This window comes from Bradyrhizobium sp. ISRA442 (assembly GCF_038085055.1).
In the GTDB taxonomy this organism is placed as follows: Bacteria; Pseudomonadota; Alphaproteobacteria; order Rhizobiales; family Xanthobacteraceae; genus Bradyrhizobium.
Genome location: NZ_JALGCN010000003.1, coordinates 84,367 through 108,576 on the forward strand (window position 1 = coordinate 84,367; position 24,210 = coordinate 108,576).

27 protein-coding genes and 2 tRNA genes are annotated in these 24,210 nt (G+C 64.7%); 20 read left to right on the forward strand and 9 right to left on the reverse strand.

What is annotated here, in order from left to right:
• Window positions 1–3: 3 nt before the first annotated feature.
• Both MTR72_RS06610 and MTR72_RS06615 read right to left on the reverse strand, forming a co-directional pair.
• Window positions 4–1,299, reverse strand: coding sequence for an O-acetylhomoserine aminocarboxypropyltransferase (locus MTR72_RS06610; protein ID WP_280968046.1), 1,296 nt, complete (start codon window positions 1,297–1,299; stop codon window positions 4–6).
• A gap of 97 nt (window positions 1,300–1,396) precedes the next feature.
• Window positions 1,397–2,191, reverse strand: a complete 795-nt coding sequence (locus MTR72_RS06615; RefSeq protein WP_280968047.1) for an IclR family transcriptional regulator — start codon at window positions 2,189–2,191, stop codon at window positions 1,397–1,399.
• A gap of 139 nt (window positions 2,192–2,330) precedes the next feature.
• Here MTR72_RS06615 and MTR72_RS06620 point away from each other — a divergent pair, with 139 nt between their 5' ends.
• The 6 genes from MTR72_RS06620 to MTR72_RS06645 are packed head-to-tail and all read left to right on the forward strand — an operon-like array spanning window position 2,331 to window position 6,948.
• Window positions 2,331–3,296, forward strand: coding sequence for a Bug family tripartite tricarboxylate transporter substrate binding protein (locus tag MTR72_RS06620; RefSeq protein ID WP_280968048.1), 966 nt, complete (start codon window positions 2,331–2,333; stop codon window positions 3,294–3,296).
• A gap of 3 nt (window positions 3,297–3,299) precedes the next feature.
• Window positions 3,300–3,917: a flavin reductase family protein gene (locus MTR72_RS06625; RefSeq protein ID WP_280968049.1), complete on the forward strand. Its 618-nt coding sequence runs from the start codon at window positions 3,300–3,302 to the stop codon at window positions 3,915–3,917.
• Window positions 3,918–3,970: 53 nt separating this feature from the next.
• Window positions 3,971–4,831 (forward strand): fumarylacetoacetate hydrolase family protein, encoded by an 861-nt coding sequence (locus tag MTR72_RS06630; RefSeq protein WP_341510247.1) that lies wholly within the window; start codon window positions 3,971–3,973, stop codon window positions 4,829–4,831.
• 3 nt (window positions 4,832–4,834) lie between these two features.
• A complete protein-coding gene (hpaH, locus tag MTR72_RS06635) occupies window positions 4,835–5,638 on the forward strand; it encodes a 2-oxo-hept-4-ene-1,7-dioate hydratase (RefSeq protein WP_341510248.1) in 804 nt (267 codons plus the stop codon).
• Between the two features lie 25 nt (window positions 5,639–5,663).
• Entirely contained in the window at window positions 5,664–6,059 is a 396-nt protein-coding gene (locus tag MTR72_RS06640) for a RidA family protein (protein ID WP_280968052.1), read from the forward strand.
• Window positions 6,060–6,072: 13 nt separating this feature from the next.
• A complete protein-coding gene (locus MTR72_RS06645) occupies window positions 6,073–6,948 on the forward strand; it encodes an amidohydrolase family protein (protein ID WP_280968053.1) in 876 nt (291 codons plus the stop codon).
• Between the two features lie 118 nt (window positions 6,949–7,066).
• On the opposite strand, the gene MTR72_RS06650 is transcribed toward MTR72_RS06645, so the two are convergent.
• Together MTR72_RS06650 and MTR72_RS06655 are read right to left on the reverse strand one after the other, a co-directional pair.
• On the reverse strand, window positions 7,067–8,065 hold the full coding sequence (locus MTR72_RS06650) for an LLM class flavin-dependent oxidoreductase (RefSeq protein ID WP_280968054.1): 999 nt from the start codon (window positions 8,063–8,065) through the stop codon (window positions 7,067–7,069).
• Window positions 8,066–9,266: 1,201 nt separating this feature from the next.
• Window positions 9,267–9,341, reverse strand: a tRNA-Thr gene (locus tag MTR72_RS06655).
• A 320-nt stretch (window positions 9,342–9,661) separates the two neighbouring features.
• Here MTR72_RS06655 and MTR72_RS06660 point away from each other — a divergent pair.
• The 12 genes from MTR72_RS06660 (at window position 9,662) to MTR72_RS06715 (ending at window position 18,330) form a co-directional block, all read left to right on the forward strand.
• Window positions 9,662–9,844, forward strand: coding sequence for a hypothetical protein (locus MTR72_RS06660; RefSeq protein ID WP_280968057.1), 183 nt, complete (start codon window positions 9,662–9,664; stop codon window positions 9,842–9,844).
• A 25-nt stretch (window positions 9,845–9,869) separates the two neighbouring features.
• The gene (locus MTR72_RS06665) at window positions 9,870–11,576 is read left to right on the forward strand and encodes an FAD-dependent oxidoreductase (protein WP_280968058.1); all 1,707 of its coding nucleotides are present in this window, start codon (window positions 9,870–9,872) and stop codon (window positions 11,574–11,576) included.
• A gap of 250 nt (window positions 11,577–11,826) precedes the next feature.
• A complete protein-coding gene (locus tag MTR72_RS06670; RefSeq protein WP_280968059.1) occupies window positions 11,827–12,135 on the forward strand; it encodes an EthD family reductase in 309 nt (102 codons plus the stop codon).
• Between the two features lie 236 nt (window positions 12,136–12,371).
• Entirely contained in the window at window positions 12,372–12,881 is a 510-nt protein-coding gene (locus MTR72_RS06675; protein WP_280968060.1) for a hypothetical protein, read from the forward strand.
• 107 nt (window positions 12,882–12,988) lie between these two features.
• Entirely contained in the window at window positions 12,989–13,813 is an 825-nt protein-coding gene (locus MTR72_RS06680; protein ID WP_280968061.1) for an alpha/beta fold hydrolase, read from the forward strand.
• A gap of 102 nt (window positions 13,814–13,915) precedes the next feature.
• On the forward strand, window positions 13,916–14,365 hold the full coding sequence (locus MTR72_RS06685; protein WP_280970827.1) for a DUF2948 family protein: 450 nt from the start codon (window positions 13,916–13,918) through the stop codon (window positions 14,363–14,365).
• 290 nt (window positions 14,366–14,655) lie between these two features.
• Complete coding sequence (gene hisD / locus MTR72_RS06690) at window positions 14,656–15,951, forward strand: histidinol dehydrogenase (protein ID WP_280968062.1); 1,296 nt, start codon at window positions 14,656–14,658, stop codon at window positions 15,949–15,951.
• The gene (locus tag MTR72_RS06695) at window positions 15,948–16,445 is read left to right on the forward strand and encodes a UPF0262 family protein (RefSeq protein WP_280968063.1); all 498 of its coding nucleotides are present in this window, start codon (window positions 15,948–15,950) and stop codon (window positions 16,443–16,445) included. Before hisD ends, MTR72_RS06695 begins: the two co-directional genes overlap by 4 nt.
• A 6-nt stretch (window positions 16,446–16,451) precedes the next feature.
• Complete coding sequence (locus MTR72_RS06700; protein WP_280968064.1) at window positions 16,452–16,919, forward strand: arsenate-mycothiol transferase ArsC; 468 nt, start codon at window positions 16,452–16,454, stop codon at window positions 16,917–16,919.
• A gap of 185 nt (window positions 16,920–17,104) precedes the next feature.
• Window positions 17,105–17,734: a Maf-like protein gene (locus tag MTR72_RS06705; RefSeq protein ID WP_280968065.1), complete on the forward strand. Its 630-nt coding sequence runs from the start codon at window positions 17,105–17,107 to the stop codon at window positions 17,732–17,734.
• Between the two features lie 153 nt (window positions 17,735–17,887).
• Window positions 17,888–18,067, forward strand: a complete 180-nt coding sequence (gene yacG, locus MTR72_RS06710) for a DNA gyrase inhibitor YacG (RefSeq protein WP_280968066.1) — start codon at window positions 17,888–17,890, stop codon at window positions 18,065–18,067.
• 187 nt (window positions 18,068–18,254) lie between these two features.
• A tRNA-Phe gene (locus MTR72_RS06715) sits at window positions 18,255–18,330 on the forward strand.
• A gap of 127 nt (window positions 18,331–18,457) precedes the next feature.
• On the opposite strand, the gene MTR72_RS06720 is transcribed toward MTR72_RS06715, so the two are convergent.
• From MTR72_RS06720 to MTR72_RS06740, 5 genes are all read right to left on the reverse strand, one after another.
• Entirely contained in the window at window positions 18,458–19,579 is a 1,122-nt protein-coding gene (locus tag MTR72_RS06720; RefSeq protein WP_280968067.1) for a cysteine desulfurase family protein, read from the reverse strand.
• An 18-nt stretch (window positions 19,580–19,597) separates the two neighbouring features.
• Window positions 19,598–19,948 carry a DsrE/DsrF/TusD sulfur relay family protein gene (locus MTR72_RS06725; RefSeq protein ID WP_280968068.1) on the reverse strand — a complete coding sequence of 117 codons (351 nt, stop codon included), beginning with the start codon at window positions 19,946–19,948 and terminating at the stop codon, window positions 19,598–19,600.
• A 42-nt stretch (window positions 19,949–19,990) separates the two neighbouring features.
• Window positions 19,991–20,239, reverse strand: coding sequence for an SHOCT domain-containing protein (locus MTR72_RS06730; protein ID WP_280968069.1), 249 nt, complete (start codon window positions 20,237–20,239; stop codon window positions 19,991–19,993).
• Window positions 20,240–20,384: 145 nt separating this feature from the next.
• A complete protein-coding gene (locus tag MTR72_RS06735) occupies window positions 20,385–21,677 on the reverse strand; it encodes an MFS transporter (RefSeq protein ID WP_280968070.1) in 1,293 nt (430 codons plus the stop codon).
• A gap of 4 nt (window positions 21,678–21,681) precedes the next feature.
• The gene (locus MTR72_RS06740) at window positions 21,682–22,422 is read right to left on the reverse strand and encodes an MBL fold metallo-hydrolase (protein WP_280968071.1); all 741 of its coding nucleotides are present in this window, start codon (window positions 22,420–22,422) and stop codon (window positions 21,682–21,684) included.
• A gap of 73 nt (window positions 22,423–22,495) precedes the next feature.
• Between MTR72_RS06740 and MTR72_RS06745 the strand changes: the two genes are divergently transcribed.
• Both MTR72_RS06745 and MTR72_RS06750 read left to right on the forward strand, forming a co-directional pair.
• Window positions 22,496–23,164, forward strand: coding sequence for an ArsR/SmtB family transcription factor (locus MTR72_RS06745; protein ID WP_280968072.1), 669 nt, complete (start codon window positions 22,496–22,498; stop codon window positions 23,162–23,164).
• Window positions 23,165–23,185: 21 nt separating this feature from the next.
• The gene (locus MTR72_RS06750; protein ID WP_341510249.1) at window positions 23,186–24,019 is read left to right on the forward strand and encodes a nucleoside phosphorylase; all 834 of its coding nucleotides are present in this window, start codon (window positions 23,186–23,188) and stop codon (window positions 24,017–24,019) included.
• The last annotated feature ends 191 nt before the right edge of the window (window positions 24,020–24,210 follow it).

Here is a 24,210-nt window from a genome sequence, read left to right on the forward strand (position 1 = left end):
GCTTCAGACCTTTTGCGAGATGCGCAGCGCTTGGGCGAGATCGTCAATGATGTCGGAGGCCGTCTCGATGCCGACCGACAACCGCACCAGCTCCTCGCCGACGCCGGCGGCCTTGAGCTGCTCGGCATCCATCTGCTGATGCGTGGTGCTGGCGGGATGGATCACCAGCGTCTTGGCATCGCCGACATTGGCGAGATGGCTGATCATGCGCAGCGACTCGATGAATTTGCGGCCGGCGGCTCGCCCGCCCTTGATGCCGAAGGAGACGATCGAGCCGGCGCCGCGCGGCAGAAGCTGCTTGGCAAGCCGGTAGTCGGGGTGATTCTCCAGCGAAGGGTGCAGCACCCAGTCGACCGCCTTGTTGGCCTTCAGCGCCTCCAGCACCAGATGCGTGTTCTGCATGTGGCGGTCCATGCGCACGCCGAGCGTCTCCACGCCCTGCAGGAGCTGGAACGCATTGGTCGGCGACAGGCAGGCGCCGAAATCGCGCAAGCCCTCCGTGCGTGCGCGCATGATGAAGGCGGCGGTGCCGAATTGCTCGTCGAAGACGATGCCGTGATAGCCGCCATAGGGCTCCGTCAGCACGCCGAACTTGGCCGACGCGCGCCAGTCGAAGCGGCCGCCGTCGATGACGGCGCCGCCGATCGCGATGCCGTGTCCGCCGATCCATTTGGTCGCCGAATGCATGACGATGTCGGCCCCTAGCTCGATCGGGCGGCTGAGATAGGGCGTGGCAAAGGTGTTGTCGATCAGCAGGGGGATTTTCGCATCATGCGCGATGGCCGCGACCTTCGGAATGTCCAGCACCTCGAGCCCGGGATTGCCGATGGTCTCGCCGATCACGAGTTTTGTGTTCGGCTTGAGCGCCGAGCGGAAGGCGTCGAGGTCGCGTGGCTTCACGAATGTCGTGGTGATGCCGAAGCGTGGCAGCGTGTGCGCGAGCAGGTTGATCGTGCCGCCATAGAGCGAGCTCGACGCCACGATGTGGTCGCCGGCATTGAGGAGCGTGGCGATGGCCAGATGCATCGCCGCCTGACCGCTTGCGGTGCAGATTGCGCCAACGCCGCCTTCCAGCGCCGCGAGACGCTCCTCGAGCACGCCCGTGGTCGGATTGGAGATGCGGGTATAGATGTGGCCGGCCCGCTCGAGGTTGAACAGCGCCGCCGCGTGATCGGAATCCTGGAACACGTAGGACGTGGTCTGGTAGATCGGCACCGCTCGGGCGCCGGTCACTGGATCCGGATGCTGGCCCGCATGCAGGCTCAGGGTCTCAAAGGCTGGCGGCTTGGGCGCGGGCATGCGTGGCCTCGTTGGTCGGTCGAGAGAGGCGGCCCTTGTGCCACAAATCGGCGCGCCGCGTCAGCCCATTGACAGCGCGGTGCGACGCCGCGCAGCGCTAGCCAAACCCACTCCGGATGTTCTGCTCGATGGCGCGGGCCTCGCGCAGCAGGATGTCCACGACTTCCTGCTCACGGCGGGGGCCGAGCCGCGTCCGCACGGCGGAGACGGTCATTGCCGCGGCGGGCCGCCCGTCGGGAGTCTTGATCCAGGTGGAGATCGATTTCGTGCCCTGCACCAAGCCGATCTCGCGCAAATTGTATCCCCGCCGCCGCGCTGCGGTGACCTGGGCGAGCACGGTCGCGACATCGGTGCGGTAGGCGTCGAACCGCTTCTCGTTGGCCGCGACGACTTTTCGCGCGTCCTGCGCCGCCATTGCGGCAAGGATCGCGACGCCCGCGCTGCTGACGCCGAGCGGCCGGCGCGCGCCGACCTCGATCGATAGCACCTGGATCGGATAGGCGCCGATCCTGCGGTCGACGCACAGCGTGTCGTTTCCGGTCCGCACCGTCAGGAACAGCGTGTCGCCGATGTCGGCGGATGCGCGCCGCAGCGAAGGGCCTGCCGCAACCAGCAGCGGCGAAGGCCGGGCGCGGGCCAGCGCCAATTCCGGCACTTGGTTGCCGATCGCGTAACGGCCGGTCTTGCCCTGCCGTTCGACTATACCTTCCTCGATCAGCACGTGGACGATGCGATGCACCGTCGGACGGGTGAGGCCGGTGACCTGCACGACCTCGGTCAGCGGCACACCGTCCTCGCGGCCTGCGGCAAGAATGCGCAGCACCGCGAGCGCGCGCCGGATCGCCTGCGCGCCCCGTCGCGGTTCCGCGGAGAGGCCGGGTGTCTTGTCCATAATATGGACAAGAACCGCATAATTCGGTCGACAGGTAAAGTCCGGAATCGACACATTGCGTTGGATCGGAGGCGCTGCGCACGGCGCCGATGGACTTTTGAGAAGAGGGCGGCCCCGGATCCGCTCGTGGGAGGCTGAGATGAGACTGCTCTGGATAGCCATGGCTGCGGTGGCGGCGATGCTGGCGGGTCCCGCGTCGGGCCAGCAATGGCCGGCGCGCAATGTCAAGCTGATCGTGCCCTATCCGGCCGGCGGCAATGTCGACAGCGCGGCTCGCATTGTCGCCGACAAGCTTCAGGAGCGGCTCGGCCAGCCCTTCATCATCGAGAACAAGGCCGGTGCCGGCGGCATGATCGCTGGCGAAGCCTTCGCGAAATCGCCGAACGACGGCTACACGCTGTTCGTCGGCGCCAACGGTCCGGTGCTGTTCGCGACCGAGATCAACAAGCGCGACGCCTATAGCTGGAAGCGGGATTTCCTCCCCATCTCGACCATCTCGATGACGCCGCTGGTGCTCGAGGTCCACCCATCCGTCCAGGCTGCGAACTTCAAGGAGTTTCTCGACCTTGCCAAGCGCGAGCCTGGCAAGCTGACGATGGCCTCGCCCGGTCCGGGAACCACCAACCATCTCCTCAGCGAATTGATGCAGTCCAGCCTTGGCCTGCAATGGGTCACCGCGCATTACCGCGGCAATGCGCCGGCGACCAACGACCTGCTCGGCGGCCAGGTGCAGTTCGCCTTCGACCAGCTTTCGGTCAGCCTGCAATACATCAAGACCGGCCTGTTCCGCGCGCTTGCCGTCACCAGCCCGCATCGCCTGAAAGCGCTGCCTGACGTGCCGACCTTCGCCGAGCTTGGCTACAAGGATTTCGATGCCCAGACCTTCACCGGCCTGTTCGCGCCTGCCGGCACGCCGGCGCCGGTCGTGGACAAGCTGCATGAGACGCTGGTGGCGATCCTCAAAGACCCCGGCGTGGTGGACAAGTTCGACAAGCTCGGAGCGGAAGCGGTTCCGATGACGCCGGCCGAGTTCACGGCCTATCTGGAGCGCGAGGATGCCAAGTGGATTCCGATCGTGCGCAAGGCCAACATCAGGGCTGACTGAGCGATGCAGATCGATCCTAGCGATCTCGGCGCAGAGCGCATCTATCGGCTGATGACCGGCATCGTGGTGCCGCGCCCGATCGCCTGGGTGACCAGCCTGTCGCGGAACGGCGTGCTCAATCTCGCGCCTTTCAGCGCCTTCACCTTCGTCTCGCAGAAGCCGCCGATGCTCGCCATCAGCGTCGGCCGCAAGGGAAGCGACTACAAGGACACCGCGCACAACATCCTCGATACCGAGGAATACGTGATTCACATCGCCGACACTCCGCTGATGAATGCGGTGCACGACAGCTCCATCGAGCATCCGCCCGAGGTCAGCGAGGTCGAGGCGCTTGGCCTCGAGACGCATCCCAGCGAGCGCATCAAGGTGCCGCGGCTCGCCGCCGCGCCGGTCGCGATGGAATGCCGCTTCCGGCAGTGCCTCGAATTCGGAGAAGCCCGCAGCCGGCTCATCGTCGGCGAGGTCGTGATGTTCCACCTCCGCGACGGCCTTCTGACCAACGGCAAGGTCGAGACCGAGGCGCTCGACCCGATCGCCCGCATTGGCGGGCCGCGCTATGCCCGTCTCGGCGAGATCGTGACGCTGCACACCGTCTTCCAGACTCCGAAATCGACCGATTGAGCGCGGGCCGGCGCATACCCGTCGCGCCGCCTGAATAATTTGGGAGAACGACAATGCGACTGCTGAGCTATCAGGTGGACGGGGAGCTGCGTTACGGCGCGGCCGTCGAAGGCGGTGTCGTCGATCTGACCAGGCGGATTGGCCGGGACTTCTCCGATGTGAAGGCGCTGATTGCGGCCAATGCGCTCGCCGATGCGCAAGAAGCGGTGGCCGGGCAGAAGCCCGACTATGCGCTTGCGGACCTGGTCCTGCTCCCGCCGGTGCTCGCGCCGGAAAAGCTCTGGTGCATCGGCGTCAACTACGCCGAGCGCAACGCGGAATACAAAGACAATTCCGATCTGCCAAAATATCCGAGCCTGTTCGTGCGCAGCATGTCCTCGATGACCGGCTCTGGCCAGTCGATCGAGAAGCCGAACGTGTCGGAGCAGCTTGATTACGAGGGCGAGCTGGTCATCGTGATCGGCCAAGGCGGCCGACACATTCCACGCGAAAAAGCCTGGTCGCACATCTTCGGCATGACGCTGTGCAACGAGGGCACCGTGCGGGATTGGCTGCGCCACGGCAAGTTCAACGTCACGCAGGGCAAGAATTTCGATCGCTCCGGCAGCATCGGCCCGTGGATCGTCACGGCGGACGAGCTCGATCCGCGCGGTCCGCACGACATCGTCACGCGCGTGAACGGCGAGGTGCGCCAGCAGGATACGACCGAACGGCTGATGTTCCCGTTCGACTTCCTGATCTCCTATCTCTCCACCTTCGCCACGCTGAAGCCGGGCGACATGATCGTGACGGGCACGCCGACCGGGGCCGGCGCGCGTTTTGATCCACCACGATGGCTTAAGGTCGGCGACGTCGTCGAGGTCGAGTCGCGCCGCATCGGCGTGCTCAGCAATACAGTGGCGGCGGAGAGTTAAGCCGTGCTCGATGTCGCCACGATTGAACGTCTCGCCAACAGCCTGGACGAGGCCGAGCGCACCAAGACGCTGATCCCGATGTTTTCGAAGGACCATCCCGGCATCACCATCGCGGACGCCTATGCCATCCAGCGCGCCTGGACCAAGCTCCAGCTCGGCTGCGGCCGCGTCATCAGGGGTCACAAGATCGGCCTGACCTCGAAGGCGATGCAGAATGCGGTCGGCATCACTGAGCCCGATTACGGCGTGCTGTTCGCCGACATGTTCTATGCGGACGCCGGCCCCATTCCGTTCGATCGCTTTCACGCGCCAAGAATCGAGGTCGAGCTCGCCTTCGTGCTGAAAGCGCCGCTGCGCGGGCCGGACTGCACCATCTTCGACGTGCTCAACGCCTCCGACTACGTGACGCCGGCGCTCGAGATCCTGGAGACGCGCATGCACCGCGTCGATCCCGAAACCGGCAAGACCCGCAAGGTCATGGACACGATCTCGGACAATGCCGCGAACGCCGCGCTCGTGCTGGGCGGGCGGCCGTTCCGCCCGATGGATGCCGACTTGCGCTGGATCGGCGCGCTCTTGTTCCGCAACGGCGAGGTCGAGGAGACCGGGCTTGCCGCCGGCGTGCTCAACCATCCCGCCAACGGGATCGCCTGGCTCGCCAACCGGCTCGCGCCACACGACGAATATCTCGCCGCCGGCGAGGTCGTGCTGGCGGGATCGTTCACGCGGCCGGTCGACATCCGCCGCGGCGACACGTTCCACGCCGACTATGGCGGGTTCGGTTCGGTGTCGTGCCAGTTTGTCTGAACCAACAAGCAAGAGGAAGCGAACGATGACGGGTCATACGCGGCGCAAGAGCATTCACATCGGCGGCTTCAAGCACGCCAATCCGATTCCGAACGCCTGCCGTATCGGCAATCTCGTGATGTCGGGCGTCATCCTCGGCCGCGATGGCGCGACCGGCTCCATGCCGGAGAGCCTGGAGGCCCAATGCGCCAACATGTTCGCGCATATGAAGGCGACGGTGGAGGCCGCCGGCGGCACCACCGATGACATCATCAAGATGACGGTGTGGCTGAAGGATCGCTCGCAGCGCGGCCCGGTCAACGCCGAGTGGTTGAAGATGTTTCCGGACGAACATTCGCGCCCGGCGCGCCACGCGCTGCCGATGGACAACATGGATGGCGGCGCGCTGGTGCAGTGCGACTTCACCGCCGTGATCGACTGAAGGAGCATTGCGCATGCCGACCTATCTGCCGTTCGACCCCAATCCGCGCCGCCCGCTCAAGGCGCCGCCGCCGAAGACAGTCGACAGCCAGTTTCACGTGCTGGGTCCGCTGGACAAATATCCGATCCGCCCCGGTGCGGCCTATCAGATGCCGTCGGCGACTTGGGAGGCGGCGCTGCGCATGCACAAGACGCTCGGCATCGAGCGCGGCATCATCGTGCAGACCACGACCTATGGCGCGGATCATTCCGTTGTGCTCGACGGGCTCGCCGCCATGGGACCGAACTATCGCGGCTGCGCCAACGCCTTGGTCTTCGCCGAAGCGAGCGACGCGTACCTTGCGAAGCTGGATGACGCAGGCGTCCGCGGCGCGCGCTTCAGCTTTCGCCAGGAACTCGGCGCCGTGCTCTCGGATCAGGACTTCGCCCGTGCGATTGCGCGAATCCGCGAGCTCGGCTGGTATGTCAAGATCCAACCCGAGAAGGACGGCATCGTCTCAAGCGTCGCGAAGTACGAGAAGCTCGATGTGCCCGTGCTGATTGACCACATGGCGCGGCCCGAGCCCGTGCGCGGCAAGGACGACCCCAATCTGCGCAAGATGCTCGAGCTGCTCGCCAAGGGCAATTTCTGGGTCATGTTGTCGCTTGGCGAGAAGACCTCGCAGGCCGGCCCTCCTTACGACGACGTGATCCCGATCGCGCGCAGCTATATCGAGGCCGCACCCGACCGTTGCGTCTGGGCCAGCGACTGGCCGCATCCGGTCTCGGTGAAGCAGCCGCCCAATGATGCCGACCTGATCGAACTGATGTACCGCTATGCCCCGGACCAGGCGACGCTGGAAAAGATCATGGTGCACAATCCGGCCAAGCTGTTCGGCTTTCCGGATTAGAGCGTGACGAAATTAGGTCGCGGCGGCAAATTCGATATCGTCCTGGCTTTTGCCAGGACGACAGCGGAGTGTTTAGCGCGAGTGCGCCTTCGTCTTCGCCGATATCAACATCTTCGCTTCAAGGCGCCCCCAGCCTGTCGCGCACCTCGGCAGCGATCTCGAAGGAGCGAAGCCGCGCGGCGTGATCGTAGATCTGTCCCGTCGTCATCAATTCGTCCGCGCCGGTCTGATCGATCAACGCCTTCAGCCCGCGCTCGATGACTGCGGGCGAGCCGACTACGGAGCAGGCGAGCGACTGGCCGACGCCGGCCTTCTCCGCAGGCGACCATAACGCGTCCATGTCGTCGACCGGCGGCGGAAGGGGCCCAGGCGTGCCGCGGCGCAAATTGATGAACTGCTGCTGCAGCGAGGAGAACATGCGCTGCGCATCAGTGTCGCTGTCGGCGGCGAACACGTTGACGCCGATCATCGCATAGGGCCGGTCGAGCTGCGCGGACGGCTCGAAGCGCGACCGGTATTCGCTCAGCGCCTGCATCATCATGCCAGGTGCGAAGTGCGAGGCGAACGCGAAGGGCAGGCCAAGCATCGCCGCGAGCTGTGCGCCGAACGTGCTCGAGCCGAGGATCCAGAGCGGCACCTTGAGCCCCATGCCGGGCACGGCGCGGATGGCCTGGTTTGGCTGCACGTCGCCGAGCAGCGCCTGCAATTCCAAGACGTCATGCGGAAAATTTTCGGCAGCCGTGGCGAGGTCGCGCCGCAGCGCTCGCGCGGTGAACTGGTCAGTGCCCGGTGCACGCCCGAGCCCGAGATCGATCCGCCCCGGATACAGCGACTCCAGCGTGCCGAACTGCTCAGCGATGATCAGAGGCGAATGGTTCGGCAGCATGATGCCGCCGGAGCCGACGCGGATCGTCTTGGTGCCGCCTGCGACATGGGCGATCACCACCGACGTCGCGGCGCTGGCGATGCCGGTCATGTTGTGATGCTCGGCCAGCCAGAACCGTTTGTAGCCCCAAGCCTCGGCATGCTGGGCGAGATCGAGCGAATTGGCAAACGCCTGCGCCGCATCGCCACCTTGGCGGATGGGGGCGAGGTCGAGCACGGAGAATGGGATCATGCGAGGACACCGGAGTTGCGCAATTATGCGCGCTTGTAAGCTTAACATGTAGTGTCCGCGGCACGCGGCCGGTCACCCATTTGGGCAACGACGCCATCCAAAATTGCTGTGCATGGTATAGGCTGTGACGCATTCCACCGACTTGGAAGAGAATGGGGCATCCCTCAGAAGCTTTTTCTTTGATCCGTTGCAGCAGACGGGGCGCATCAGATCCAACTTGACGCAGAGTGACATAATCACCGAGGCAAATGATTATCTCTGCCTCAGCAACGGCGGCCCACACTCGTTCGAGCCATTTTTGTCCATCCGTTTGACCATCGAAGAAGGGCAATCGACGAACAGGTCGAGACATTCGTTGTCGCGCAAGTTCCGTAAACTGGCTCGCCCGGTCGTTGTATGAGGTGTAAATCGGATCGAATATCAGGGCGGTCATGGTGGTATAAGCATGTAGGACTACGAGTCTTGGCAAACTTCTGACTTAGATAATGCCGCAAGAGCAAACCAAAGCATATAGGATGAATAGAGACCAGCGAACCCATCAAAATCGCCAGCCCATGTCGACCCGTCGGGCAAAACACCTGCCCAATGAAAAAAACCGTCAAGCCTCTTCCACAAAAAAGATTCTGCTTTACAGAAATTCGGAATTACAGTATACGTCCCCCATTCCGGTCCATGAAGAGGGGCGATCGTACGTCGTAACGAACGTGGATCGGGGTGCGGTGGACGCGGCAGCGTCGGGCACGCGAATGCGGGACCAGGGCGAGATGAACCTCGTGAGGTCCTTCTGCGTGCGGACGAACGGCGCCTGTGTCCGGTGAAGCTCTTTGGGCGGAGCCGGATGGCTGCGTACGGCAAAACCGTGTGGTCCTGGCCGTCGTTGCTACGGTCAAGCTTTGCGGAGATGGATCGGGGCTCAACCGGGTCTTAGGCCATCGTCAATTCGCGAAGCGACGGTGACAAAAGGAACTCGTCGCCGGGGAGAGCGCGGCATAAGCCGTCAACCCGCTGCGCAGGGAAGGCCGAGTGTTCGGCTACACCTGTATGCTGCTGTGCGGTTTCTCTGCGCTACATGCGCACAGTGGACCGCGGGTGCCAGCCGGCACCTGGTCTTCCCTGCGCCCTCTTCACCAAAGAGGGTCAAGGAAAAAAGCAAAACTCGGGCGCTTCGAGCCGCGAGAACGCTGATCCACGGGTGAAACGCTGGTGCTGCCGGACAGGATTGAACTGTCGACCTCTCCCTTACCAAGGGAGTGCTCTACCACTGAGCTACGGCAGCAAATGCTGGCGAAGAATCAGGCCGCGACATGGGCCCGCCAAGCGGGGCGATGGATGCCACAAGGCCCCCTCATGTGCAAGCTTGCCGCCTTGCGAAATCGATAAAATCGGCCCCGTTGGATGCCGGAGGTGGCCTTTTTGTCCCGAAATGACCGGTTTTGGCTCGATTTGGTTCCCGAAGAAATCCCCAGCCAACTGGCCAGTTGGCCGCGCCCTTGGATTCGACCAATTCTCCCGCCTTCGTTGCGCCGGCGGCCTGGCGCCCCTTGAGCTGTCGTTTTTCGGTGGCATGCTGCCGCCGACCAACCGTGATGGGCCACGATGACCGGCGAAAACGACAAGAGGCGAACGGGCGACTCCCGGCAGGACCGGCTGAAATCGGCGCTGCGCGAAAATCTGAAGCGGCGGAAGGCGCAGGCGCGCGAACGCGCGGAGAACACCGGTCCCTCGCACAATGACGAATCCTCCGTGGATGAGGAGACCGCCGGGAAGCCCGGCCGCTGAATTTTGCGAATGAGCGAGAGTGACGATGGTGCAGGACGAACCGCAACGAGCCGACAGGGACACGCTGATCTTAAAGTTCTCCCGCCCCGAGCAGACATTCCCGACGCTTGCCGCCGCCGAGATCGAGCGGCTGCGCCTGTTCGGCGAGATCAGGCATTACGAGAACGGGGAGCTCCTGTTCGAGACCGGCAAGCGCGGGCCGGGCATGTTCGTGGTGCTGTCGGGTCGTGTCGCCATCACCGAGCGTGATGGTCTCGGTCACGTCACGCCGGTGATCGACCAGGGGCCCGGCCAGTTCCTGGCCGAGCTCGGCCAGCTCTCCGGGCGGCCGGCGCTGGTCGATGGACGCGCCGAGGGCGATGTCGAGGTGCTGCTGATCCCGCCGGATCGGCTGCGCGCGCTGCTGGTCGCCGAGGCCGATCTTGGCGAACGCATCATGCGCGCGCTGATCCTGCGCCGGGTCAGCCTGATCCAGGGCGGCGTCGGCGGCCCCGTGCTGATTGGGCCGTCGAGCTCCGCCGGCGTGGTGCGATTGCAGGGCTTCCTCACCCGCAACGGCCAGCCGCATCACCTGCTCGACCCCGACAGTGAGCATGATGCGGCCGAGGTGATCGCGCGCTACTCGCCGAAGCCGGAGGACTGGCCGCTCGTCGTCACCGCCGACGGCACCGTGCTGCGCAATCCGAGCGAGATCGAGCTCGGGCGCGCCATCGGCATGATCGGCGGCGCGAAGGACGATCGCATCTACGACGTCGCGATCGTCGGCTGCGGACCGGCGGGGCTTGCGACCGCGGTCTATGCGGCCTCCGAGGGCCTCTCGGTCGCCGTCCTCGACACCCGTGCCTTCGGCGGTCAGGCCGGCGCGAGCGCGCGCATCGAAAACTATCTGGGCTTTCCGACCGGTATCTCCGGCCAGGCGCTGGCCGGTCGCGCCTTCACCCAGGCGCAGAAGTTCGGCGCCGACATCATGATCCCGATGTCGGTGCAGTCGCTGGATTGCTCGCGCGCCGGCGGCACCTTCGCGCTGGCGCTGGATTGCGGCGACACCCTGCGCTCGCGCGCGGTGGTGGTCGCGAGCGGTGCGCGCTATCGCCGGCCGGGAATCGCGAACCTGGACAAGTTCGAAGGCCGCGGCGTCTGGTATTGGGCCTCGCCGATCGAGGCACGGCTCTGCGCCGGCGAAGAGGTGGCCCTGGTCGGCGCCGGCAATTCGGCGGGCCAGGCTGCGGTGTTCCTGTCGGGACACGCGAAAAAGGTGCTGATGATCATCCGCGGCGGCGGCCTGGGCGCCAGCATGTCGCGCTATCTCATCGAACGCATCGAGGCGACGCCGAATATCGAACTGCTGTTCAATACCGAGATCACGGCGCTGGAGGGTGACGAGTCCTCGCTGCTGAAGCGCATCCGCTGGAAGAGCCGGCTGTCGAGCGACGAGGATTCCGCCGAGATCCGCAATCTCTTTTTGTTCGTCGGTGCCGATCCCGCCACCGGCTGGCTCGATGGCTGCGGTGTCACGCTCGATCGCGCCGGCTTCGTCGTCACCGGAGCGCAGTCCGAGCAGAATCTGGGACGGCTTGTAGCTCCGCTCGAAACCTCGGTGCCCGGCGTCTACGCCGTCGGCGACGTCCGCTCCGGCTCGGTCAAGCGCGTCGGCGGCGCCATCGGCGAAGGCGCGCAGGTCGTGGCCTCGTTGCACGGCTACCTCGGCGACGCCGCAAAACCGGCGCTTTAGGCAAGGATAAGACAAGCAATCGGCAAGCGGGATGTGACTTGCCATCTTGCCGGCAACCACTGACTATCCCCTCATCCTGAGGAGCGCGCCGCGCGCGCGTCTCGAAGGATGAAGGCCGAGCTGTTGCATTGCGGCCTTCATGGTTCTCGCGGCGATGCGAAAGCATCGTCCGCAAGGCGCTGGCGCGCCTCCTCACCATGAGGATCGAAAGCTGACCGAACGAACGAGGATTTCAATAAGGGAGGACTAAATGGCTGAACTCGTCGTGCTCTACAAGACGCCCAAGGATGCTGCGGCCTTCGACCAACATTATGCCGAAACGCACATTCCGCTTGCAAAGAAACTTCCCGGCTTGAAGAAGTACGCGATCAGCAAGGGGCCGGTCGGAACGCCCGCAGGTCCCTCGCAATTCCATCTCATTGCGATCCTGACCTTCGACAGCGTCGGCGATATCCAGGAGGCGTTCGGCACGCCTGAGGGCAAGGCGGCCGCAGCCGACGTGGCGAAATTTGCCACTGGCGGCGTCGAGATGCAGATCTTCGAGACCAAGGAAGTGTGAGGCGCGCAGCAAAGGACGGCGCGCGTGCGACGGGCCGTCCTTGCCAAGCCGACTCAACTTTCGTCGAAAGTTTGCTGTCGTTTGTGACAGCGGTGCAAAAAGTTCGAGCATGCGTCTGTCCATTCGCACGACGGCGCATGGCTCGGCGTGCGTGCGTGGCGCCAACGCATGTAGCAATCCGATGAGGGCCGTAATACCATACTTCCGATCTCAGCGCAGAGAGTAGGAGAGATGCCATGGTTCTCGGGTTGAGCCTGCCCGCCTTCACGATGGTACATGTCATCATCAGCTTGATCGCGATCGTCAGCGGCCTCTTCGTGATGTCTGGATTGCTCGGCTCGAAGCGGATGCCGGGCCTTACCGCGATCTTCCTCCTCTTCACCATCCTGACCAGCGCTACCGGCTTCCTGTTTCCGTTCAAAGAGCTAATGCCGTCGCATATGATCGGCATCCTCTCACTGGTGCTGCTCGCGATCGCCTGCATCGCGCTCTACGGCATGAAGCTATTGGGCGCGTGGCGCCCGATCTACGTCGTGACCGCGATGACATCGCTCTATCTCAACGTCTTCGTGCTGGTGATCCAGTCCTTCCTGAAGGTGCCGGCACTGGCTGCGCTGGCGCCCGCCGTGCCGCCGGCGCCGCCGTCAGGTCCCGTGTTCGCCGTGGTGCAGGGCATCGTGCTCGTGTTCTTCGTGCTCGTGATCATCGGCGCGTGGCGCCGCTTCAGGCCGATCGCGTTCGTCTGATCGATCGCGGGCCGGCTCGCCACGGCCCGTCATTCCGGGGCATCGCGCAGCGATGAACCTGGAATCTCGCACAACAATCCCCAGATTCCGGCCACCAAGGAGCAATCATGCCCACCATCACCACCAAAGACGGCGTCGAGATCTTCTACAAGGACTGGGGCTCGGGTCAGCCGATCGTGTTCAGCCACGGCTGGCCGCTGTCGTCCGACGACTGGGACGCGCAGATGATGTTCTTCGTGACCCGTGGCTATCGCGTCGTCGCCCATGACCGCCGCGGCCATGGCCGCTCGGCGCAGGTCGCGGACGGCCACGACATGGATCACTACGCCGACGATCTCGCGGCGCTGACGGCGCATCTCGACCTGAAGGATGCCATTCATGTCGGCCATTCCACCGGCGGCGGCGAGGTCGTGCACTACATCGCTCGCCACGGCGAGAGCCGGGTGGCGAAGGCGGCGATCATTTCCGCGGTGCCGCCGCTGATGGTGCAGACGCCGGCCAATCCGGGCGGCCTGCCCAAGAAGGTGTTCGACGATTTCCAGACACAGCTCGCCGCGGGCCGCTCGAGCTTCTATCGCGACATCGCCGCCGGTCCCTTCTACGGCTACAATCGCCCCGGCGCGAAGCCGTCGGAGGCGGTGATCCAGAACTGGTGGCGGCAGGGCATGATGGGCGGCGCAAAGGCGCATTACGACGGTATCGTCGCCTTCTCGCAGACCGACTTCACCGAGGATCTGAAGAAGATCAACGTGCCGGTCCTGGTGATGCACGGCGACGACGACCAGATCGTGCCTTATGCCGATTCCGCGCCGCTGTCGGCCAAGCTGCTCAAGAACGGCACGCTGAAGACCTACAAGGGCTTTCCGCACGGCATGCCGACCACGGAAGCCGAAGCCATTAATGCGGACCTTCTGGCGTTCTTCAAGGGGTGAGGCACGCCGCGTTGGCTTCAAGCCGCCGGTCCGCTAGCTTCGCGGAAATATCAGCGCTCCCGCGCGTTGAGATGATCCCGCGTCGAAGGAGAGGTGCCGGCGATGTCTCCTCTGCTCAAGATGATTGCGCTCGACGCCGACGATCTGGCCGTGATCTCGGCCCAGGTGCAGGATGCCCGGGTGCAGACCGCGGACATCATCTGGCGGCAGGGCGAGAAGCGGCTGGTGGTCGCCATGAGCCGGCTCGACTGGGAGCAGACGCTGGCCGGCGAAACCGAGCCGCGCCGGCTGGTCGCTGCGCTCCGCTTCGACCGCGTGCTCGCCTGCAAATCGCGCAACATCGATCTTGCCGTGCCCGAGCAGATTCTGGACCTCATCGGCATCGAGTTTCATCCCCAGGACGGCCGCGCCGACGAGCCCAGTGGCAGCGCCCTGCTCCTGTTCGCCCATGGCGGCGCCATCCGCCTCGACGTGGAATGCCTGGAATGCGAGCTGACCGATCTCGGCACGGACGAGCTCGGGATCGGGTCGAGAATAAAGGGGGAGGGGTGAGGCCCGGGGCGAGGGATGGATATCCGTGCCACATTTCCGCTGGCGTCCTGGCGAAAGCCGGGACTCATAACCCCAGGGTTCGGTTGTTGAAACGATATGTGGCCGAGGTCCGCGCCGTCGCATCTGCCGGTGGTAATGGGTCCTGGCTTTTCGCCAGGACGACATTGAACGGGGATGACGGCGGAAAACGACCACATCTCCCAAGGGTTGACGCCGCTTCCCCGCCGCGCCATTGAGCAGGGATCGGGTGAGCCGATCCGCCCCAAAGACCAGCCAGAAGCCAAGCCAAAATGCCCGTTCGTCTCGACCGCAGCAGCGCCGATTTTGACCAACGATTTGCGGCCTTCCTCGCCGCCAAGCGCGAGGCCTCGGCTGACGTCGAGGCCGCCGCACGCGCCATCGTCGAGGACGTGGCGAAGCGCGGCGATGCCGCCCTGATCGAGGCGACGGCGAAGTTCGACAGGCTGACGCTGGCTGCATCGGCCTTGCGCGTTTCCGCCGCGGAGGTCGAGGCCGCGAAAAAGGCCTGCGATGCCGCGACGCTCGATGCGCTCAAGCTCGCGCGCGACCGCATCGAGGCCTATCACGCGCGGCAGTTGCCGAAGGACGAGCGCTTCACCGATCCCCTCGGCGTCGAGCTCGGCTGGCGCTACTCGGCAATCGAATCCGCCGGCCTCTATGTGCCCGGCGGCACTGCGGCCTATCCGTCCTCGGTGCTGATGAACGCGGTGCCGGCCAAGGTTGCCGGCGTCGCGCGCCTCGTGATGGTGGTGCCGGCGCCGGACGGCAAGCTCAATCCGCTGGTGCTGGCGGCGGCCCAGCTCGGCGGCGTCAGCGAGATCTATCGCGTCGGCGGCGCGCAGGCGGTGGCCGCGCTAGCCTATGGCACCGCGACGATCGCGCCGGTCGCAAAGATCGTCGGTCCCGGCAACGCCTATGTCGCCGCCGCAAAACGACTGGTGTTCGGCAAGGTCGGCATCGACATGATCGCCGGCCCCTCCGAGGTGCTGGTCATCGCCGACGACACCGGCAACGCCGACTGGATCGCCGCCGACCTGCTGGCGCAGGCCGAGCATGATGCCAGCGCGCAGTCGATCCTAATCACCGACTCCGCGCGCCTCGCCGCCGATGTCGAAGCCGCGGTCGCGGCGCAGTTGAAGACGCTGCCGCGCGCCGCGATCGCTAGCGCCTCGTGGAACGACTTCGGCGCCGTCATCATGGTGAAGACCCTCGCCGACGCCATCCCGCTCGCGGATGCCATCGCCGCCGAGCATCTCGAGATCATGACGACGGATCCGGATGCGCTCGCCGCCAAGATCCGCAACGCCGGCGCGATCTTCCTCGGCGCGCATACACCGGAGGCGATCGGCGATTATGTCGGCGGCTCCAACCACGTGCTGCCGACGGCGCGCTCGGCGCGGTTCTCCTCGGGGCTGTCGGTGCACGATTTCATGAAGCGCACCTCGATCCTGAAATGCGGCCCGGACCAGCTCCGTGCGCTGGGCCCGGCCGCGATGACGCTCGGCAAGGCGGAAGGGCTGGACGCCCATTCGCGCTCGGTTGGATTGCGCCTCAATCTGTCATGACCAGCTCGCCCGAACAGGACGACTCCAGCAATCGCATCGTCGCGGTCACCCTCGACGAGGACTCGATCGGCCGTTCCGGCCCCGACATCGAGCATGAGCGCGCGATCGCGATCTACGACCTGATCGAGCAAAACCTGTTCGCGCCTGATGGCGCCGACGGACAGGGCCCGTTCACACTGCATATCGGCATCACAGGCAACCGGCTGATGTTCGACATCCGCCGCGAGGACGGCACGCCGGTGGTCGCGCATCTTTTGTCGCTGACGCCGTTCCGCCGGATCGTGAAGGACTATTTCATGATCTGCGACAGCTACTACCAGGCGATCCGCACGGCGACGCCGGACAAGATCGAGGCCATCGACATGGGCCGCCGCGGCATCCATGACGAGGGCTCGCGCACGCTCCAGGAGCGGCTGAAGGGCAAGGTGCGGGTCGACTTCGAGACCTCGCGCCGCCTGTTCACGCTCATCACCGTCCTGCACTGGAAAGGATAAACGCGGATGGCTGCGCCCGCACGCGCACGCGATCCGCAGTCGGTGCTGTTCGCCTGCGCGCTGAACAGCGTGCGCTCGCCGATGGCCGAGAGCCTGCTTAGGCACATGTTTCCGCAAGGCCTCTACGTCAAATCCGCCGGCGCCAGGAAGGGCGAACTCGATCCGTTCGCCGTCACCGTGATGGCCGAGCTGGGGCAGGACATCTCCACCCACAAGCCGATGACTTTCGAGGAGCTGGAGGATTGGGAGGGGTTGAACTTTGACCTCATCATCACGCTCTCGCCCGAGGCGCACCACAAGGCGCTGGAGCTGACGCGGACGCTCGCCGCCGATGTCGAATACTGGCCGACGCAGGATCCGACCGGCGCCGAAGGCAGTCGCGACCAGAAGCTCGCCGCCTATCGCGACGTCTGCGACCAGCTCCTGCTGCGCATCCGCCGCCGCTTTGCCAAGGTGGGGGCGGCGAGCGGGTAACTCTCGCCCCTGGATGCGCCGGGTCCGCGACAGACACCGCCGTAACACCCCCGTCACAGACCGCAGGCACACGCATCCTGGCAGCCTCGAATCAGTAAAGTCCGGGTTCCCGGGTTGTGAAATCAGCCCCCTTCCGATAGGTTCCGCGCGCAATTCACCCTGCTTCGTCCCCTCAAAATCACCTGATGCTTGGCCGCCCCAAATTCGTTCTTGCCTCCGGTTCGCCGCGCCGCCTGTCGCTGCTCAACCAGGCCGGCATTGAGCCGGACGCGCTCAGGCCCGCCGACGTCGACGAGACGCCGAGGCGGGGCGAGCTGCCGCGCGCCTGCGCCAACCGCCTCGCGCGGGCGAAGGCCGACGCGGCGCTGAAGTCGGTGCAGCTCGACGATGAGCTGCGCGGCGCCTTCATCCTTTCCGCCGACACGGTGGTGGCGGTCGGCCGCCGCATCCTGCCCAAGGCCAACCTGGTGGATGAAGCCGCGCAGTGCCTGCGCCTCCTCTCGGGCCGCAACCACCGCGTCTACACCGCGATCACGCTGGTGACGCCGCGCGAGGCCTTCCGCCAGCGCCTGGTCGAGACCCGCGTCCGCTTCAAGCGCCTGTCGGAGGACGACATCCAGGCCTATATCGGCTCCGGCGAATGGCGCGGCAAAGCCGGCGGCTACGCCGTGCAGGGCATCGCTGGCTCCTTCGTGGTGAAGATGGTCGGCTCCTATACCAACGTTGTCGGCCTGCCGCTCTACGAGACCACGGCGCTGCTCGGCGGCGAAGGTTTTCCGATCCGCTTCGGCTGGCTCAACGCCGCCGGCATGTGAGCGCGACGGCGGCGCCGGCCGCGCCGACAAAAATCTCGAAAACAACCCCATGCAAAGTAGAATCGCCCCTACAGGATACGTGCGCGTGCGCCGGAGGAACCCGTTTGCCGACAGGCGCTTGAACTCCCTCACCTTGTGGAAGTTGCCGCGACCATGAACGACCACGTCAAAAACCCCGCCCCGCAGCGAAAATGCCCGATCTGCGGCAAGCCCGCCGAGCATGCGACCCGCCCGTTCTGCTCCTCGCGCTGCCGCGACGTCGACCTGAACCGCTGGCTGAAGGGCGCCTACGTCATCCCCGGCCGTGACGACGAGGAAGACGACGTCGAATAGATGAATATTATCAAGTATTTATATAGATAGAGCGTCGCGCCCGGCTGCTGCATCCCGGCCCAGTCCCACCTTGTGCACAGCCGGGCCGCCCCCCCGCGACGCCTTCAGGCGAAGCCGGGTGGACAGGCCGCTCCGAGCCCACTATAAACCGCCCGCTCGATGGGCCTTGGCCCCTCTCTTGGAGCACGCCCAGGTAGCTCAGTTGGTAGAGCATGCGACTGAAAATCGCAGTGTCGGTGGTTCGATTCCGCCCCTGGGCACCAAAGCTACGCTTTTCCGCGCCCGAGCACGATCCTGTACGCCGCGAGCGATTGCACGAACGAAGCTGTTCTCCTGTTGGCGGAGAAACGACCCGTTCAGAACAACAAATGATCTGCTCCACCCAAGCGATCAGGTCGAGACGACCCCAGCCAGACGTGTGACCACATCATCGATCTCGTCCGATTTGGTGGTCCTTCCTAAGCTGAAGCGGATCGCTCCCATGCCGATCCTCTCCGGCACGCCCATCGCGGCAAGGACGGGCGAGAGCTCGATCCGTCCCGAGTGGCACGCCGAACCAGTCGATGCCGCGACGTCGCTGAGTTGTCCCAGGATATCCGAACCGATCTTGCGGACAAATGATACGTTGAGGGTGTTGGGCAAACGATGTGTCGCGTGGCCATTGAGCACGACGTGATCGCCGAAACGATCTTGCAGTGCATGCCAGAATCTATCACGCAGAGCCCGGACGCGTTCCATGGGAGCGAGGTCCTGCCCTAATGCGGATGCTGCTCCGAGCCCAGCAGCGAGCAATGCGCTCTCCGTCCCGGCACGGCGGCCCAGCTCATGACCAGCGCCGTGAATCAACGGCTCCAATTCGAGGCCGCCGCGCACGTAGAGTGCACCGACGCCTTTCGGCGCATAGAGCTTGTGACCAGCGATCGACAACAGGTCGACGCCGAGTTCGTCGACCTTGGTCGAGATCTTGCCGACTGACTGCGCCGCGTCGGTATGAAAACGGATGCCGTGCTCCCGCGCGATCTCGCTGATCTCCCGGATCGGCTGGATGGTGCCGACCTCGTTGTTGGCATGCATGATGCTGATGAGGGTCGTCTGCGGAGTGATCGCGCGACGGACGTCCTCCGGATCGACGCGGCCTGTTCGGTCCACCGGGACATGAGTAATCAAGGCGCCGAACCGCTCGAGAAATCGGCAGGGAGCAAGAACAGCCGGATGCTCGATTGCCGACGTGATGATGTGCGCCCCTTGGCGGTTCGGCGCGAAGAACGTGCCTTTGATCGCCAGATTGTTTGCTTCGCTGCCGCCGCTGGTGAACACGATCTCGTCGGGCGCGGCGCCGATCAGCGCGGCGACTTGAACGCGGGCGCGCTCCAGGGCGGCCTTGGTCGGCGTGCTCGCCCAGTGGCCGCTGGAGGGATTGCCGAAAGCCTCCTTCAGGAAGCGTTGCATCGCCGCCGCGACCGCTGGATCGATTGGCGTGCTCGCGTTGTAGTCGAGATAAATCGGCGGCAATGCCAGCTCCTCGGTGGTTCAAAATACCAGTACCTTCTCGGCGGAAGCGGTAAGGGTCGCGAGTTCGGCCATGGTGCTGCGTCTCGCGCCATTGATCATCTCGGCATCAGTGAGCCCGCGGGCGTCCATGCAGGTGCCGCAAAGCAGGACTTGCCCTTTGCCCGCGAGAACGCCCTTCAGCATGCGCTCCACGTTGTAGTAGCCGTCTGGCGTCTTCTGGCCCAACTTCGCGGCCACTACCGCGTCAGCCATCAAGAAGACCGTCACCGTGATCGCAGGATCGCTCTTTGCGAGAGCGAGGGAGAGGCGCAAGGCGTTGTAGGTCCGCTCGGTGCCGTAGGGCGGATCGTTCAGTATCAGCAGAATCACGTTCCCTCCTCCGACTAAGCGAGCTCGAGGCGGCGCGCCGAGTTATTCGCCGAGGACGCGTCGCCGGTCCTCGAATTCCGTCTTGTCGATCTCGCCACGCGCAAAGCGCTCCTTGAGAATATCGAGCGGCGTGCGGGCAGGCGGCAATTGGTTTGGCGGATATGTCCCTGGCCACGGGCCGCCCAGCCAGCGAGCAAGTACAACCGCGAGGGCAACAAGGAGCCCGAGAAAGAGGATCATGAACAACGGACCGAAGATCATGGCGTACCAGCCTCCGCCCCAGCCCATCATGTGTGGACCCCAACCATAGTAACGTTCGGCATCTGACGGTCCCTGAACCTGCGCCCACACTGCCCCCGGTAGGAGACAGAGAGCAGCGACCGTTTGGACCAAGACTTTCTTCATGGGCTTGCTCCAGCATTGAAGAACCCAAACTCTACTCCGCCGGTCGGCCCGCGTTTTGCGCCAGGTCAACCGAGCCAGCCGCACGTTCGCGCATCAAGACAGCCACGGCGGCGCCGGAGATGAACGTCAGGGCGGCGATCGAAACGATCGCTGCTGCAAGTCCAAATCTGTCCGCGATAATGCCCGCCGACAGCGCCCCGATCGCGTAGCCGAGATCGCGCCAGAAGCGGTAGACGCTGAGCGAGCGCGCCCGCCAGCTCGGATGCGAGGCATCGGACACCGCGGCGATCAGGCTCGGATACACCATGGCCGTACCGACACCGAGCAGCAGGCTGCCGACCAGCCACCACTCGAAGTGACTGGTCGCGGCCGTCAGGAACAGGCCGGCGGCCTGAATCCACATGCCGGCTGCGATCAGGCCCTTGCGGCCCCAGCGGTCGGACAGAGGACCCGTGGCGACCTGCAGGATGCCCCAGACTGCCGGGTAGACCGCCTTCAGGACCCCGATGCGTTCGACCGAAAGACCAAAGGACACGAAGAACAGCGGGAAGATGCCCCAGCTCATGCCGTCGTTGAGGTTGTTGACGAGGCCGGCCTGGGACGCCGCGAACAGGTTGCGATCCCTGAAGGAGGTGAGGAGGAATATCTCCTTGAAGCTGATTGGAGCGGCCTGCCGGGCGTGCCCCGCCGTCTCCAACCGCACATGCTCGCGCGTGTCGCGCACCAGCAGAATGGAGAGGGCCAAGCCGAGGATCGCGTAGGCAACGCCGAGGTAGATCGGCGCCGGCCGCAGCCCGTATTCCGACGCAATGTACCCGGTGAGATAGGCGGTCACGCCGACCGCGAGATAGCCGGCGAACTCGTTCAGGCCGACAGCGAGTCCGCGCGACTTCGGCCCAACCAGATCGATCTTCATGATCACGGTCATCGACCAGGCAAAACCCTGGTTGATGCCGAGAAGCGCGTTTGCGGCAATGACCCACGTCCAGCTCGGCGCCCAAATGATCATGAACGGCACCGGCAGCCCGGCGAGCCAGCCCAGGACGAGGACACGCTTGCGCCCCCAGTTGTCGGCGAGTTGCCCGGACACCAGATTGGCGCACGCCTTCACGACGCCGAAGCTGACGATGAAGGACATGACAAACGTGGTCGTCTCGACCCTGAATTCCTCGGCACCGATCAGCGGCACGACGGTGCGCTCGATCCCGACCATGCCGCCGACGAAAGCGTTGATGAGGACGAGTAGCGCGAATTGCGGCCAGTTCTCCTTCAGTCCCAGCCTGACCGATGTGGCCGCTTGTGACGCGGATACGGCTTCGCTCATGGCGTCAGGCCGCAGCAGCAGTGACGCCTGAATTGGCGGCTCTGATCTTCGCGGCCTCCGGCGGGGCCGGTGGAATCTCGGCGACCATGAACCGGACGAATTCGGCCTCGTCCGCGATCACTAAGGCCTGGTTGTGCCGCTTCTCGAAGCCGATCGTGGACCACGGCTTGCCGCTCAGCCGACGGCCGCAAACCGAACCCGCATAGGCGCCGGGCAGTACCTCGACGTAATCAGGCAAGCCCTTCAGCTTGCGCACGCTGCGGAACAGTTGCTTGGCGCCTTCTTCGGCGCTGGCGGCGAGCTCGGTACGGCCGAGATCGCCGACCATCAGAGTGTGGCCGGTCAGGACGAACCAGGGCTCGTTCGCGCGCGTCCGGTCGGTCACAAGAATGCAGATGTGCTCGGGTGTGTGACCCGGCGTGTGGAGAACGGTCGCCGTGACGTTGCCAAGCGTAAGGACGTCGCCGTCGCCAACCCCCTTGAACGGAAACAACACACCCGCGTTCGATGAGAGCACGTAGGACGCCCCCGCTGCGTCCGCGAGAGCCCGTCCCGCCGAGAGGTGGTCGGCATGAACATGCGTGTCGATGACGAAGTGAATGCGCATGCCGGCATTGTCGGCGGCTTGCAGATAGGGCTGGATGTCGCCGACAGGGTCGACGACCGCGCCGGCCGCCTTGCCGCCGCAGCCGAAGAGGTAGGAAATGCCGATGGGCTCGCTATGCAAGAACTGGCGGAGGATCATGGACTTGCACTCCTCTCAAAGAGCGGCTAGTGACATTCAATCAATCTGCTGATTGATATATTCAGGAGCTGCCGTGTCAAGTGCCGGACCGAAACACGCGATTTATGAGAACCTCGCCGAGGTGGCGCAGGCGTTGGGCCATCCGCATCGGCTTGAATTATTGGAGCATCTCGCCCAGCGGGTGCGCAGCGTCGAGGAGCTGTCGGCCCGCGCCCATCTGACGTTCGCCAACACCTCGCGCCACCTGCAGATCCTCAGGCGTGCACGCCTCGTCGAGACGGAGCGTCGCGGTAAACATGTTCTCTATCGCCTGGCCGGCGATACCGAAGTGGTCGCGCTGATGAAGGCGCTAGGTCGGGTCGGCGAGCGGAATGTCGCCGAGATCGGCCGCGTCGTGACCGACTACTTCCACGCCCGCGACGCGCTCGAACCGGTCTCGCGAGATGATCTGGTCGCAAGATTGCACGACGATCTGGTCACCGTGCTCGATGTCCGTCCTGATGACGAGTTCGCTCTTGGCCATCTGCCGGGCGCGCTCAACATCCCGCTTGGCGAACTGGAACGACGGCTCGGCGAACTTCCGAAGGGGCGCGAGGTGGTCGCCTACTGCCGCGGCCCCTACTGCGTCCTTTCGTTCGAAGCGGTCGCAACGCTCCGGGCCCAAGGCTATCGCGTCCGCCGGCTCGAGGACGGCTATCCCGAATGGAAAGCCGCCGGCCTGCCGGTCGAAGCCCTCGCTTGAGACAAGCCGATCAGGTGCATCATGGATGATAAGCCTCATCGCGCAGAAGCCGCGTGGCCGATTGTCGGCCTCAAGGACCACAACGCGCCCTCGGTCTTTCGGCCCGAAGCGCTGTTGAGGGAGGCGCGCCGGCAGAGGCAATTGCCGCTCGCCACTGTCCCGGAGCTTTGCGTCCTCGATCCGGACGGTGACGTCGTCCGTCACCTCAAGCGGACCGGCGCCGGCCGTGTCCATGAAGGCTGGGCCTGCTATCACACGGAGCTTCTTGCCTTCGATCTCGACGGCTTGGGCGAGGTTGGGATCGTCGGCTGCGCCGTGGGCGCGCCGTTCGCCGTGCTGGTCGCCGAGCAACTTTTCGCGTCCGGCTGCCGGCTGCTCGTCAGCGTCACGTCAGCCGGACAAATCACTCCGATCGGGCCGACGCCGTACTTCGTGCTCATCGACCGCGCGCTGCGCGACGAGGGGACGAGCTATCATTACCTACCGGGCTCGACCTTCGCCGAAGCACCTGACGCGTCGCTACTCACGAATGTCGAGCAGGCCGGGTGGGCTCTGCCGGGCATCACGATGCATCGGGGCGCAACGTGGACGACCGATGCCTCCTATCGCGAGACCGAGGCCGCCATCTCGCGAGCGCGGGATCTGGGCGCGCTCGCCGTCGAGATGGAGGCCGCCGCTCTCTATGCCTTCAGCGCGAAGAGCGGCAGTCCCGTCGTCTGTTTTGCGCACGTCACGAATGCGATGGCGCAGACGGAAGGCGATTTCGAGAAGGGCGAGGCCGATGGCGCGAAGGCGACGCTTGCGGTTGTCGCTGCCGCGATTCGGGGATGGTCAGCTACTCCTAGGCCAAGTTGAACCGCCAGGGGAGGGGACAAGGGGCGGCTTCAGCAGGCTATAAAGACGCTTTCCAGCGGGCCAGCCTGCCCCGGCGATGAGAAAAGCTCCCGCAATTGTGGGGTTTCGCGGCAGCAAAACTCCGCCACCCTCCCGGGGACTCAGGCCACCATATTAAGGACAAACAGCAGCTTGTCTTGTCGGTGATTACG

What these genes read in the sequence shown, in the direction of transcription:
- MTR72_RS06610 (WP_280968046.1), bottom strand. Translation starts at nt 1,299, where the DNA reads ATGCCCGCGCCCAAGCCGCCAGCCTTTGAGACCCTGAGCCTGCATGCG.
- MTR72_RS06615 (WP_280968047.1), bottom strand. Translation starts at nt 2,191, where the DNA reads ATGGACAAGACACCCGGCCTCTCCGCGGAACCGCGACGGGGCGCGCAG.
- MTR72_RS06620 (WP_280968048.1), top strand. Translation starts at nt 2,331, where the DNA reads ATGAGACTGCTCTGGATAGCCATGGCTGCGGTGGCGGCGATGCTGGCG.
- MTR72_RS06625 (WP_280968049.1), top strand. Translation starts at nt 3,300, where the DNA reads ATGCAGATCGATCCTAGCGATCTCGGCGCAGAGCGCATCTATCGGCTG.
- MTR72_RS06630 (WP_341510247.1), top strand. Translation starts at nt 3,971, where the DNA reads ATGCGACTGCTGAGCTATCAGGTGGACGGGGAGCTGCGTTACGGCGCG.
- MTR72_RS06640 (WP_280968052.1), top strand. Translation starts at nt 5,664, where the DNA reads ATGACGGGTCATACGCGGCGCAAGAGCATTCACATCGGCGGCTTCAAG.
- MTR72_RS06645 (WP_280968053.1), top strand. Translation starts at nt 6,073, where the DNA reads ATGCCGACCTATCTGCCGTTCGACCCCAATCCGCGCCGCCCGCTCAAG.
- MTR72_RS06650 (WP_280968054.1), bottom strand. Translation starts at nt 8,065, where the DNA reads ATGATCCCATTCTCCGTGCTCGACCTCGCCCCCATCCGCCAAGGTGGC.
- MTR72_RS06660 (WP_280968057.1), top strand. Translation starts at nt 9,662, where the DNA reads ATGACCGGCGAAAACGACAAGAGGCGAACGGGCGACTCCCGGCAGGAC.
- MTR72_RS06665 (WP_280968058.1), top strand. Translation starts at nt 9,870, where the DNA reads ATGGTGCAGGACGAACCGCAACGAGCCGACAGGGACACGCTGATCTTA.
- MTR72_RS06670 (WP_280968059.1), top strand. Translation starts at nt 11,827, where the DNA reads ATGGCTGAACTCGTCGTGCTCTACAAGACGCCCAAGGATGCTGCGGCC.
- MTR72_RS06675 (WP_280968060.1), top strand. Translation starts at nt 12,372, where the DNA reads ATGGTTCTCGGGTTGAGCCTGCCCGCCTTCACGATGGTACATGTCATC.
- MTR72_RS06680 (WP_280968061.1), top strand. Translation starts at nt 12,989, where the DNA reads ATGCCCACCATCACCACCAAAGACGGCGTCGAGATCTTCTACAAGGAC.
- MTR72_RS06685 (WP_280970827.1), top strand. Translation starts at nt 13,916, where the DNA reads ATGTCTCCTCTGCTCAAGATGATTGCGCTCGACGCCGACGATCTGGCC.
- hisD (WP_280968062.1), top strand. Translation starts at nt 14,656, where the DNA reads ATGCCCGTTCGTCTCGACCGCAGCAGCGCCGATTTTGACCAACGATTT.
- MTR72_RS06695 (WP_280968063.1), top strand. Translation starts at nt 15,948, where the DNA reads ATGACCAGCTCGCCCGAACAGGACGACTCCAGCAATCGCATCGTCGCG.
- MTR72_RS06700 (WP_280968064.1), top strand. Translation starts at nt 16,452, where the DNA reads ATGGCTGCGCCCGCACGCGCACGCGATCCGCAGTCGGTGCTGTTCGCC.
- MTR72_RS06705 (WP_280968065.1), top strand. Translation starts at nt 17,105, where the DNA reads ATGCTTGGCCGCCCCAAATTCGTTCTTGCCTCCGGTTCGCCGCGCCGC.
- yacG (WP_280968066.1), top strand. Translation starts at nt 17,888, where the DNA reads ATGAACGACCACGTCAAAAACCCCGCCCCGCAGCGAAAATGCCCGATC.
- MTR72_RS06730 (WP_280968069.1), bottom strand. Translation starts at nt 20,239, where the DNA reads ATGATGGGCTGGGGCGGAGGCTGGTACGCCATGATCTTCGGTCCGTTG.
- MTR72_RS06735 (WP_280968070.1), bottom strand. Translation starts at nt 21,677, where the DNA reads ATGAGCGAAGCCGTATCCGCGTCACAAGCGGCCACATCGGTCAGGCTG.
- MTR72_RS06740 (WP_280968071.1), bottom strand. Translation starts at nt 22,422, where the DNA reads ATGATCCTCCGCCAGTTCTTGCATAGCGAGCCCATCGGCATTTCCTAC.
- MTR72_RS06750 (WP_341510249.1), top strand. Translation starts at nt 23,186, where the DNA reads ATGGATGATAAGCCTCATCGCGCAGAAGCCGCGTGGCCGATTGTCGGC.